This window comes from Puniceicoccus vermicola, assembly GCF_014230055.1.
GTDB classification, from domain to species: domain Bacteria; phylum Verrucomicrobiota; class Verrucomicrobiia; order Opitutales; family Puniceicoccaceae; genus Puniceicoccus; species Puniceicoccus vermicola.
The window spans coordinates 109,849-120,775 of sequence record NZ_JACHVA010000082.1; the positions used below are offsets into that span (position 1 = coordinate 109,849).

Sequence of the window (10,927 nt, forward strand, 5' to 3'; positions counted from 1 at the left end):
TGGGGTCAGGAATCTCGGAGATTGATGGAAGTGGTGCTGGAGGCGTCGACCCGGACAGGCTCCCGAATCCCGTCGTAGCGGTTGCGGGATATTTCGACATTTCGGGCGGTCATGAGATGAATGCCCACCTCGGAATTTCGGAATGTGTTCTCGGTAATTAGAATATCTCGATTCAGCGGAAGATCGAATCCAGCGGAATGAATCCCCACGCATCCGACCGTGTCGTAGCGCGGATAGAAACCGCAATTATCGAACTCGCATTGTCGAATCAGAACATCGGTCGCATGGCCGCCCTCGGCATGGGTTGGCATCTCTGCGCCCAGAAGAATTCCCGGGTTCATGATGTTTTCGTATCGATTGTTATGGAGAGTGAGGTGGTCATAGCGGACAAGATGGCCCGCCCCGGCGATGTTGGAAAAGCGAGAGTTCCGGCACTGATAGGATTCGGCCTCCCAGCAATTGAAGGCGCAGAGCGTACCGGTTCCGGCGAAATCCGGAAACCCTTCGGTGAACCGGACCCGGTAGAGATAGCCGAGATGTTCGTCTTTTGCTTGGTCTTCCAGTCGTGCCGATTCAACGACGCGTGACTCTGTCCGTGGGCCCCGGTGAAAATCGACGACCGACCCTATCGTGATCGGGGCGTAGGTGTAGCGGCAGAAAAAGAGGGCTTCCCTTTCCCCTTCGAGTTTGCGGAGGGTCGCCCAGTTGGAGTGCATGTTCTGCCCGTCCATTCTTACTCCGCGGACCGATAGCCCGTCGATTGCGATATGTCCCCCGCATTTGAAAATCTTCCACGCGTCTCGCGGTCCGGTGAAGAGTCGGTCTCCGTCGGGGCGAAAGGACACATTTCGCGCGACGATCCCCCGGCAGCTCTCCGTGAGGAAACAAAAACCGTTGCTGTTAGCGGTCCTCAGATTTTCGAAAGAAAGGTTGTCGCAATGTCCAAAATACACCTGAAAATCGGTACGTGCTCCTTGATGCCAGGAGAGGAGGTTTCCGCGTTGGGTCATCTTGGCTGCGCGGGGATCGACCAAGCGGTATTCGTGGGCGCCGATTTTCTTCCAGGTTGATTGGGCGCCGTTTCCATAGCTGATGCTCTCGCCGAGGAGAGTTTCTCCATCCGGGGAGAATTGGTTCGCGCAATAGGCTCCCATTCCGTCCCAGATCGGGCATCCCGTAAATGGACGTACCGTAACCCCGGTGTCGTCGCCTTCGATGACTTCTCCCGCCGAGGTGAATGTCGGAGCCCGCGTAAAGGCAAGATTCTCGATGCGAAGATTTGTGCAGTGTTCACTCCAGAGAATCGCGGGGAGCAGCGGATGGTTCTTTTCCTCGTTCCATCCCACGAGGGTCGTCAGAGGAGTGCCTTGCGCATCCGCGATTCCGGAAAGAGTCAGATTCGGGATCCGTTGCAGGAGAAGATGACACTCTTTCCGGGGAGGAGTGCCGCGGCTGCCCGCGTCGTGTACGATTCCTTCGGTTTCGTGCTCTACGTGGGAGATGAGTCGGTAGTGGCCCTTTTCGAATTGAATCCGCCGGGCACCGATGCGGATCGCCTCTTGGATCGCTTTCCGAATGCCTGCCGCCGAATCGCTATCTCCCGGGTGAGTGAAATCCCGGATGAAGACAGTCGGGCGTTCTTCTCGTGGAGAGGTTGGATTCAATAAAGAGCTTGGGGTCGGTTCCATGCGGATCAAAGGATTTGAGACGGTTTGTCAGATGGCTTAATAATTGCTTTATTAGCAAATATAGTCAACTCGATATTTTTCCTCGAACTGGAGCAATGGCGATCGCTAGGTTCTGTGGAGTCTCTGCAATTATCCTCGTGTCCCTCCCGTTATTTGCTATAGCTAAAAAAGTCATATGGTCGCGTTTCCAAAACAACCGAACAAGAGTTTGATCGATGGCATTCGCTGCCTGCAGGAGGTGCTGAGCCGGACTGAGCCGGTGGGGGTGGCTCAGGTGGCGGCGGAGCTGGATTTGGAGACCACGCGGGTGCACCGGATTCTCCGGACACTGGCGGCGTCCGGGATGCTGCGTTGGACGGAGAAGCGCAAGTACGCTGCCGGACCGGCGGTTCCGGTTCTGGCGACGCAGACGATGCACGCTTCGGGGTTTTACAAAGCGATTGGTCCGATGGCTCGTCTACACGAGGAGCTGAACATGATCACGGCCTTGGGGTTGCTCTGGAACCGTTCGGTTTCTTACTTGTATCACGCGGAGCCCGACGAACCGCTGACCCGAACGATCGGTAGCTTCGATGTTTGGCCGGCAACGGTCTCGGGATTGGGGGTGGCCTTGCTCTCCCTGCAGTCGGATCAGGAGATTCGTGAACTGTATGAGGGCAGGGAGATTCCTTCCTTCGATTCGCTGGAGCACTTGCTCGATACGCTGGCCCAGGTGCGGGAGCAGGGCTACGCTCTTCAAGATCACACCTTGGCCATCACTCTCGACGAAACCTTCCAGGCCGCCATCGGATTCAGCATGCCGGAGGTGAAGGACGACAGCGTTTCGAAATTTCTCCCGCGTCTCTTGAAGTGTCGTGAGGAGATTCTTCTCGAACTAAACGAGTCCTAGATTCGGATTCATTGTTCCCAGAGGCTTTTCAACCCCTCTGCCAGCGGCGCCACTTCTTCTTTGGCGCGGAGAGCGTCAAGCCACTCGGTGGGGATTGAGGAAAACCCGTGCCGAATGCCAGCGATCCCTCCCGCAACACAGGCGGTTGTATCGGTGTCGTTGCCGAAGGAAACGGCGGTGCGAACCACCGACGGGTAGTCGGATTCCTCACACGCGGTGCGGGCACTGCTGAGACAATCGACGACATAGCCTCCACCGTTGGGCGCATTCTCCATCGCTGGGAGGATCTTTCTCTCCAGCTCAATGCGATAGGCATTGTCCTCGCCGTAGAGAAGGCGGAGGGCGTCAACGGCTTCGTCCCAGGGATTTTCGGTTCCATGCAGTTCTCGGATGGCCCAGAGGCAGTACAGGGCGCAGCAGGCCTGGGAGCGATAGTGACGGTGGGTGACGCAGGATTGCTCGTGGGCGCGGAGGACGAGGTCCATCTCGGAACCCTTGTGGGTGAGCACGAGCGGGAGGCAACGCATGAGGGAGCCGTTGCCGTTGTTGCGCTCGCTGCGGAGGCCGGACATCACCGGGGATTTGCCCCGTTGGAGGTTGTCGAGGGCCTGGCCAGTCTGGATGCCGACATCGAAGACAAAATGGTCGACGGCCATGTACCCGCGTTCATACCACGCGAGTAAGCGAAGAGCGAAGTCTCGGAGCCCCCAGTCGGGTCGGTCGAGGAGGGAGGCGAGCAGGCAGAGAGCCTGGGCCCCGTCGTCGGACCAAGTCCCTGGGGGAACTTGCTGGTAGCTGCGGATCCACCCTTTGTGGGGGATCATATGGATCTGCTCTTTCGGGGGCAGCTCCTGGGCTGTCCGGAATTCGTAGGAGACTCCGACGGCATCGCCGACCAGAAGCCCATAAAGTCCTCCTTGGATTCTATCGATAGGTTTGATCACAACTCTGCTGGAATGCATTCATTTCTTTTCGGTATAGCAGGGTTGGGTTCAATAGAGCAGCTCGCGAAGGCGGTAGTCGCCTCCAACGACTAGAAATTCGGATTCTCCTTGAAGAATACTACCGGAAAGGATCTCCCCATGGAAGAAAATCTTCGAAAGGGGGACTTGAGCCTCCCAGACAGTCGATCCGAATTCCCAGGCGCGTTCCCGGTCGGAGGTGAAGGAGCTGAGGTTGTTCAGTCGGGCGGTCAGGACTCGTTTCCGAGAGGGCTCGATGATGTTGTATTCGTCGGGATCGCACGTTCCCCGGTAGAGCGTGAGATGGGTCTCGCCGAGGTGACGACGGGTGAGTTCGTATTGGCAAAACTCGAAGAGGAGGTCGAGTTGAGAGTCGATGGCGTTGGTTCGGGCGTGTCCCTTCATCCGGTCTATGGCATATCGCGGCTCATCGTCGGTATGCTCCTCGGTCAGGCGACCCCGGTGATAGGTGGGAGGGATTCCGAAACGGCTTTCAACCCAACCTTTTAGAACGGCTCCTTCGACGCTGTTGGAGTCAACGCCCCAGCCTCGAATGAAGCGAAGGTAGCTGTTGCGAAGGCTGCGTCGGGCGTTGCTCTCGTATTGTTCCCAGTCGTGCAGTCGAAATTTCACCGAAAGGTATCCGTGGAAAACTTTTCCTCGTTCTTCCGGATCGTCAATCGTGTCGAGTCGCGTGAAGAGGTTTCGATTCGAGGACCGGACTCCGTCGAGCTCCACAGGGACGGGGTGCTCATTGAAGTTCAAGGAAGCCAGAGCCCAGGGAGGAACATTACAGTGATTGACGCGAATGGGACCCGACTTTCGGGGGAGCGGAGAGACTTCCGAAATTTTGGAGAGAGTATCAGCCATAGACGCGGAGGGAACTGGTCTTGAAGAATAGGACGATCGTCATCCCGGGTTCGAGCCTAAGCTCTTCGATGGCGTCCGAAGTCAGCTCAGCTACTAGGCTTCCGGAATCTTCCTTCTCGGCAAGCCGTGCGACAAGGAGGTGTTTGTCGCCGGATTTTCGGATGGTTTCAATCTTTCCACAGAGACGGTTGCGGGCCGAAACGCGACCGGGCGATGCCAGGCCAATGAGGATGTCGGTTGCGGAAATTCCGAAATGGACGGAATCGCCGAGTTGGCAGGGGGATGAGGGCATGTGCAGCATCTGGCCGCTGGGGAGGCGGCCGATCACGTGTTGGGCGGAGGCTTCGACGATGGTGGCTTTGAGGATGTTTTCGAATCCTCCGTCCTCGATGCCGGCGTAGACCCGGGAATCGGTTAGCACTTCTACGGGTGGACCTTGGGCAATTGCTTTTCCGTTGGCTAGAGCGACAACCTCGTCGCATATTCCCAGAACCTCGACCGGGTTGTGGGAGACCAAGAGAATCGGGAGGTCGAAGTTTTCCCGGATCCGGAGGAGAAAGGGAAGAATCCGGGAGCGCAAGCGAATGTCCAATGAGGCGAGGGGTTCGTCGAGAAGGAGTAGCCGAGGACCGGAACACAGGGCTCGGCCGAGGGCGACCCGTTGACGTTCACCTCCCGAGAGGGTAGGTACTTTACGCTTAAGAAGGGGATCCAGCTCCAGAGTTTGGATGACTTTCGTAAAGTGCTGGGCGTCGTATCGACCGCTGGACTGGGCCCGTTTTTCGCCAAAGCGGAGGTTCTGCTCCACGGTTTTGTGAGGAAAGAGAAGATGATCTTGGGGGACATAGCCAATTCCCCGTTTTTCAGGGCGGGTTTGCTGTCGCTTCGAATGATCGAGCCAGACGGCGCCTTGAAATCGAAGGATTCCTTTCGTCTCGGGACCGAGCCCACAGATGCAATTCAGAAGGGTGCTCTTCCCACTTCCCGAGGGGCCGAAAATACCGGTCACCCGTTTCGAAAGGGTCAGGTTTAGGTCGAGATCAAATCGGTCGAGGGGGACCCGGATCCCTATATCAAGGAGGGAAGGAGCACTCATAACGCTCGCCTCCGGCTGGATAGGCTCGGATCCCGTCCGAGCCATTCGGTGATGAAGATCGCAATGAAGCCAATGACCAGAGCCACTGCGACGAGAACATTTGCCCTGCCATCATTCCCAGCCTGTTGCGCACTGTAGATCGCCGAAGACAGCGTCTGCGTGTGCCCAGGGATATTGCCGGCGACGATGACGGTCGCTCCAAACTCTCCCATGGCCCGGGTGAATCCAAGAATAGCCGCGGCAATCAGTCCTCGATGGGCGAGAGGAAGGGTCACCGTCATGAAGGTGCGAATACGGCCGATCCCGAGGGTCAGTGACATCTTCTCCAGTCTTGGATCGACTTCTTCAAAACTCACCCGAGTGGTCCGGATCACGAGGGGAAGACTCATGACGGTACAAGCGAGAATCACCGCTTTCCAAGTCAGAAGGATTTGCAGGTCGAGCCCGAGGAAATCCCGCCCGAGAGGTCCGTGGTCGGCGAGTAGGCAGAGGAGTAGATAGCCCACTGCCGTCGGCGGTAGGACTAACGGGAGGCTGGTGAGCGTCGCGAGGATCCGTTTGCCCGGAAACGAGAAGCGGGCGAGGGCATATCCGAGAGGCAAGGAGAGAGAGAAGGCGAAAAGAGTGCTCAACGAAGCCCAGAGAACGGTATGGATGAGAGTCTGGAGAATGCTGGACACTGATTAATGCGGCGAGGATTGGACAACAAATCCAAGATTCCCGAATACCTTACGCGCTTTGTCTCCTTGAAGGAAAGTGAGAAACTCTCGCGCCAACTCGGGGTGGTCAGTATGCCCGAGGATCGCGGCGGGGTAGGAGATCTTCGGTCCCTCTTCAATTGGGACAGTGAAAAGTATCTTAACGGCTTCCGGGTAAGCTTTGGCGTCGGTTTGATAGACGATCCCGACGACGTCATGGTTGGATCGAACCTGAAATAGGGCCGAACGCACGTCGGTCGCCGGGGAAATGCGGTTTTGTAGCAGGTCCCACAGAGTATCTCCGGGACCGGCGGAAAGCCCTTCCAGCCATTGCTGGGCATAACGCCCGGCCGGGACGGAGGCCGGATCACCAATCGAAAGGTAGCGGAAGGGTTGATCGATAAATACGGAGGGCGATCCCCATCGGTAGTTGGCATTGGGGTTCTGGATTACGACAAGTTGATTGGAGAGGAGGGAAATGCGAGATCCAGCAAGGAGGAGATTGGCGGATTCGACTTCGTTCATCCACTTTCGGTTGGCACTGAGGAACACGTCGGCTCGTGGAGCCGCGAGAATCTGGCGCGCCAAGGCACCCGAACCCGCGAAATTGAACACGAGTGAACAATCGGTTTCTTCTTCGAACAACTCTCCGATCTCCGTCATGGCATCGGTTAGGCTGGCTGCGGCAAAAACGGTCAATTCCTGTGAGGAGGAAGCTTCTTGTCGGTGGCAAGAAACCAAAGAGACGCTCACAATCGTGAGGAGAAGAACTCTCAGGAGGGTCATGGCTGGCTATGTGCAGATTTCAGACCAGCCATGAGGTTTGGCGGGCAAATTCACGAAGGAGATTGAGAAGAACTCGCTCGAGAGGTTTCTGATCGGTTCGACTCGCTGACCAATTTTCATGGAAGACGTTCATGTGCAAAGGGATTCTCGTGGGTGAGAATAACTAATTTTCCCGATTAGAGAAATTTCTATCGAAAGTCGGAAACGCTGGTTTCACGAAGTTATACCGAATTTAGTAAGTTTTGACTGTTATGGTGCAGCGCAGAATCGAAGCAGCGCAAGGCGCAGGGATCGGATTCGTATCGAGATACGCTCCGATCCCTGCAACGCCGCGACCTTCGATTCTAGGCGCATCCCCTTGGGACGGGCGGGAAATGAGCCTGAGCAGCGTTGGCCCAAATGGCACGGGTCGCAGACCCGCCTCCAATTGGGCCGCCTCGCTCAGGCTCATTTCCCATCCCGCCATAACTATCAAAACTTCCTAAATTCGGTATTAGTTTTTCCGTGTGCAAATTCTGCCCACTTCCAACCTTCGTCGTTCGTTTCAGAATGTTATCGAGCTCGGCTCAATCGTTTTGGGAATCATCCTTCTGGCTGGACTGCTCGGTTGAGAGTTTGACCACTAGGGGATCCGTAGGGTTGTCGAGACTCCGGCGTCGTCGTTCTGGTGGATCGTTAAGGTGCCATTCAGGTGCTCACAGATTTCCCGAGCGAGGGCTAGTCCGAGTCCGATGCCTTGCTGCTCCTTTTTCTTCCGGCCAAACTGGACCATGGCTCCGACTTTTCGGATCTGCTCGGGAGTCATCCCTTCACCCTGATCGACAATCTCGATGAGAGACTCTTCGTTATCCCGGGAAAGGGTGACGGTCACGTGAGTACCAGCTTTTGAGAACTTGAATGCATTGTCGATCAGCTCGCAAAAGGCTTTTCCAATTAAGCCACAGTGTTGGGAGGTCGCGATGCCTCTCGGTAGGTTTAGCTTGAGGTCTTCACTACGGTGATGATGGGTAGCGATCGAATTTGCCAGAGGGAGGAGGTAGAGGTGGAGATCTTCGGGGTCGGAGTTCGAAGGCGATTCTTCGCTCGAGCTTTCGCGAAGGGACCGGAGGCGGGAGTAGAGACTGAGGTTCTCCGCAACATGGCGGAGCCGGTCTCCACTCTCGCTCATTAGGTCGAGATACTCTTGGATCTCGGCGGCCTCCAATTCTTGCCAATGGTCACGGAGGAGTTCCGTAAGAGTGCAGATGCTATTGAGAGGAGTCTTGAGCTCGTGCGGGATCATGGACGAGATCTCATCGCTCAACTGGTTCCATTCGCGGCGGGAGACCTCCTCGCGTTTGCGGAGTTTTTCGAGCCGCGTCTCCACGGCGCCAATGAGTTCTGCTGCCCTGAAAGGCTTGGCTAGGTAATCGTCGGCCCCGAGCTCCATTCCCTTGCGCACCTCGCTCTTTTCATCATGGGCGGTCAGGAAGATGAAAGGTGTGGTGTTCAGGCCCGGATCGTTGCGGAGTTCGGCAAGAACCTTATAGCCATCTTTTCCAGGCATGTTGATGTCGCACAAAATGAGGTCGGGGCGAAGGGTCGAAGCCATCTCCAAGCCTGCAATTCCGTTTTCAGCGGCAGCGACCTCGTATTCTTCATATTCGAGAATGTCCCGGATATTCTCCCGAATGCTTTCGTTGTCTTCAATGATGAGAATCTTTTCTTTCGGATTCATGACGTCGGTCTTCAGATTTCGGCAATAATTAGGCGGCCGGTAGCCTGAACGAGAACATCGTTCCTTGTCCGGGTTCACTTTCGACCCGAACTGCGCCCCCATGGGAATCGATGATCTTTTTTACGATGGTGAGCCCCAAGCCCGTACCGGGAATATTGCGGTGATCGGTGTCTTCCGAGCGGAAAAATCGTTCGAAGAGTCGGGGGATATCGGTTGCGGGAATCCCGATGCCCTGGTCTTCGACGAAGACATAAATCGACGGGTCGGGCTGCTCCTCTGACGAGGCGAGTGGGTTGGTTGAATCTTTATCAACGTCTGCGAGGGTGATGGTAACGGTGCCTCCTCCGGGTGAATACTTTAGGGAATTGCTCAGGAGGTTGTTGAACACCTGCTCGATTTGCCCTGGATCGCCGACTGTCTGGGTGTGAGGAGTTTCGATCTTTAGGTCTACGCGGGATCTCTCGTTTTCCGAATCCAAATTCTCGATCGATCTTTTGGCTAGCTCGACAAGGTCAATGGTATGTCGATTGTGCTCTTGGCCAGCTTCCAATCTGCCGAGATCGAGGAGGTTTTCGACAAGCCGTTTCATATCGTCCATGGTTCGCTCCATCCGCGCGAGTTGCCGTTTTTGTTTGGCAGTCAGATTCTGTCCGCGGTGCACCAATTCGATTCCCAGCATGAGGGAACCTATCGGGCCTTTTAGGTCGTGCGAGACCGTGTGAACAAACTCACTCTTTATCGCGTCGAGCTCCTTCAGGGAGGTTACATCCCGGAAGACCGCGGCCCAGCCGAGGATCTCGCCATATTCGGATTGGACAGGGAAGAGAGTTGCCTGGGCCACTCGTTTCTCGCCGAAACAGACTTCTGCCGCATCTCTCCGGTCTCGAAACAGATTGGCCGTTTCGGGGGAGGCTACGACCTCTTCGATGGGGGAGCCCGGTGCAGAATCGACGTCCGTCGAGAGCAGTGGGGCCGCCGCAGGATTGGCCATGAGGAGAATATTGTCCGGATTTACGAGAAGAAACGCGTCCTTCGAAGCTTGGAGAACGGCTCGCAGGGTGAGTCGCTCGTCAGACAGTTCCTGATACAGCCGGGAATTTTGGAGAGAGCTCCCGACCGCAGCGCTAAGGGCCTGGGCCAAAGCCTCATCGTCCTCGGTAAATGCAGCGGAAGTTCGTGATCCAAAGGCGAGCGCTCCTATGATCTCTTCTCCTTGCCGGATAGGTGTGACCAGCGTCGATTCGATTTTGGCTTCGTGCCAGAAGGTCTCAGCGCTAACTCCTTCTAGGCGATCATTGCGCTGAGTTCCGTCACCATTCAATACGGAGCCACAAATGCCTCCGGAAACAGGGAACTCGGATCCTTCGGTGGTTTGGTTTCCCGCGAGAACATGAGTTCGAAAATAGTCGGGTTTCTCGGATCGGAGGCATATCGCCAGAAAGTCATGAGAGATCAGGGCGGGGGAGAAATCAGCAACCACCTGAAAAATGTGACTGGGGATAGGGGAAGTGGCGAACTCCTCGAGAACCGTTGTCAGGGTTTTGAGCTTGTGGAGAATCATGCCAGGCAGCGTTCGCGAATGATGGACATCATCTCTTCGATCTGGGGAATGGGATCAATCGGGCCGACGACGGTTTTGTGTTGAATGATGCGTCCTCGATCGATGAGGAATAGCCCGTGCTCAACAGCAGTAGCTGCGTGGTGGTGAAGTCGCCGGAAGAAATTCCGATTGGCGACGTCGAGATAGACGCCTCGGGCGGTGGTTCCAATCTCGCCGGTTTTTATGGAAGTGGCGAGGGTCACTACTGCGTTTTTGGCGGCGTCGAGAGCTCCCCGATCCCCGAGCCCATAAACAGCGTAGAGTCGCTTGTCAGGGTCGCAGACAAAGGGAAACGGGGGGATGTCCGATCCGAAGAAGCGTTGGGCGGAGGAAGAGAGATTGGGGGCAACTTGAATCAATTCAGCTCCGACCTGCTTTACCTGATCGTATCCCCCGATGAACTCCATCATGTGGCTGCGGCAAAAATTGCACTGAAAGCCTCGGGAAAACCAGAGGAGGACATTCTGGCTTTGGCAAATTCTTTCGAGATCGATCCGCTGCCCATCCAAACTGGAGAGGGAGAAGGTCGGGGCCTCTGAACCGATGTCCCCAGGATCGGGGCTGTTGCCGGCGTTCGGAGAGTGAGTGGAGTCGGGCATAACGAAGAAAGCAGTTCTAGTG

General features: G+C 56.0%; 11 protein-coding genes. 1 reads left to right on the forward strand and 10 read right to left on the reverse strand.

Annotated elements, in window-relative coordinates:
- Positions 1 to 5: 5 nt before the first annotated feature.
- On the reverse strand, positions 6 to 1,688 hold the full coding sequence (locus H5P30_RS10295; RefSeq protein ID WP_185692864.1) for a right-handed parallel beta-helix repeat-containing protein: 1,683 nt from the start codon (positions 1,686 to 1,688) through the stop codon (positions 6 to 8).
- A gap of 175 nt (positions 1,689 to 1,863) precedes the next feature.
- Here H5P30_RS10295 and H5P30_RS10300 point away from each other — a divergent pair, with 175 nt between their 5' ends.
- Entirely contained in the window at positions 1,864 to 2,577 is a 714-nt protein-coding gene (locus H5P30_RS10300; RefSeq protein ID WP_185692865.1) for an IclR family transcriptional regulator, read from the forward strand.
- 8 nt (positions 2,578 to 2,585) lie between these two features.
- Here H5P30_RS10300 and H5P30_RS10305 read toward each other — a convergent pair whose 3' ends face one another.
- The 9 genes from H5P30_RS10305 to H5P30_RS10345 form a co-directional block, all read right to left on the reverse strand.
- A complete protein-coding gene (locus tag H5P30_RS10305; RefSeq protein ID WP_185692866.1) occupies positions 2,586 to 3,539 on the reverse strand; it encodes an ADP-ribosylglycohydrolase family protein in 954 nt (317 codons plus the stop codon).
- Positions 3,540 to 3,569: 30 nt separating this feature from the next.
- Positions 3,570 to 4,409, reverse strand: a complete 840-nt coding sequence (locus tag H5P30_RS10310; protein WP_185692867.1) for an NAD(+)--dinitrogen-reductase ADP-D-ribosyltransferase — start codon at positions 4,407 to 4,409, stop codon at positions 3,570 to 3,572.
- Positions 4,402 to 5,505 carry a molybdenum ABC transporter ATP-binding protein gene (gene modC / locus H5P30_RS10315; RefSeq protein ID WP_185692868.1) on the reverse strand — a complete coding sequence of 368 codons (1,104 nt, stop codon included), beginning with the start codon at positions 5,503 to 5,505 and terminating at the stop codon, positions 4,402 to 4,404. The genes H5P30_RS10310 and modC overlap by 8 nt, the downstream gene beginning before the upstream one ends.
- The gene (gene modB / locus H5P30_RS10320; protein WP_185692869.1) at positions 5,502 to 6,185 is read right to left on the reverse strand and encodes a molybdate ABC transporter permease subunit; all 684 of its coding nucleotides are present in this window, start codon (positions 6,183 to 6,185) and stop codon (positions 5,502 to 5,504) included. Before modB ends, modC begins: the two co-directional genes overlap by 4 nt.
- A 3-nt stretch (positions 6,186 to 6,188) precedes the next feature.
- Positions 6,189 to 6,989: a molybdate ABC transporter substrate-binding protein gene (modA, locus tag H5P30_RS10325; protein WP_185692870.1), complete on the reverse strand. Its 801-nt coding sequence runs from the start codon at positions 6,987 to 6,989 to the stop codon at positions 6,189 to 6,191.
- 232 nt (positions 6,990 to 7,221) lie between these two features.
- Positions 7,222 to 7,455, reverse strand: a complete 234-nt coding sequence (locus H5P30_RS10330; RefSeq protein WP_185692871.1) for a hypothetical protein — start codon at positions 7,453 to 7,455, stop codon at positions 7,222 to 7,224.
- 156 nt (positions 7,456 to 7,611) lie between these two features.
- Entirely contained in the window at positions 7,612 to 8,706 is a 1,095-nt protein-coding gene (locus H5P30_RS10335; RefSeq protein WP_185692872.1) for a hybrid sensor histidine kinase/response regulator, read from the reverse strand.
- A 28-nt stretch (positions 8,707 to 8,734) separates the two neighbouring features.
- Entirely contained in the window at positions 8,735 to 10,267 is a 1,533-nt protein-coding gene (locus tag H5P30_RS10340) for an ATP-binding protein (RefSeq protein WP_185692873.1), read from the reverse strand.
- Entirely contained in the window at positions 10,264 to 10,905 is a 642-nt protein-coding gene (locus tag H5P30_RS10345) for a redoxin domain-containing protein (protein ID WP_185692874.1), read from the reverse strand. The genes H5P30_RS10340 and H5P30_RS10345 overlap by 4 nt, the downstream gene beginning before the upstream one ends.
- Positions 10,906 to 10,927: the final 22 nt, after the last annotated feature.

Coding starts and splice junctions, on each gene's coding strand:
- H5P30_RS10340 (WP_185692873.1), bottom strand. CDS start 10,267: ATGATTCTCCACAAGCTCAAAACCCTGACAACGGTTCTCGAGGAGTTC.
- H5P30_RS10345 (WP_185692874.1), bottom strand. CDS start 10,905: ATGCCCGACTCCACTCACTCTCCGAACGCCGGCAACAGCCCCGATCCT.
- H5P30_RS10330 (WP_185692871.1), bottom strand. CDS start 7,455: ATGGCGGGATGGGAAATGAGCCTGAGCGAGGCGGCCCAATTGGAGGCG.
- modC (WP_185692868.1), bottom strand. CDS start 5,505: ATGAGTGCTCCTTCCCTCCTTGATATAGGGATCCGGGTCCCCCTCGAC.
- modA (WP_185692870.1), bottom strand. CDS start 6,989: ATGACCCTCCTGAGAGTTCTTCTCCTCACGATTGTGAGCGTCTCTTTG.
- H5P30_RS10335 (WP_185692872.1), bottom strand. CDS start 8,706: ATGAATCCGAAAGAAAAGATTCTCATCATTGAAGACAACGAAAGCATT.
- H5P30_RS10295 (WP_185692864.1), bottom strand. CDS start 1,688: ATGGAACCGACCCCAAGCTCTTTATTGAATCCAACCTCTCCACGAGAA.
- H5P30_RS10305 (WP_185692866.1), bottom strand. CDS start 3,539: ATGCATTCCAGCAGAGTTGTGATCAAACCTATCGATAGAATCCAAGGA.
- H5P30_RS10300 (WP_185692865.1), top strand. CDS start 1,864: ATGGTCGCGTTTCCAAAACAACCGAACAAGAGTTTGATCGATGGCATT.
- H5P30_RS10310 (WP_185692867.1), bottom strand. CDS start 4,409: ATGGCTGATACTCTCTCCAAAATTTCGGAAGTCTCTCCGCTCCCCCGA.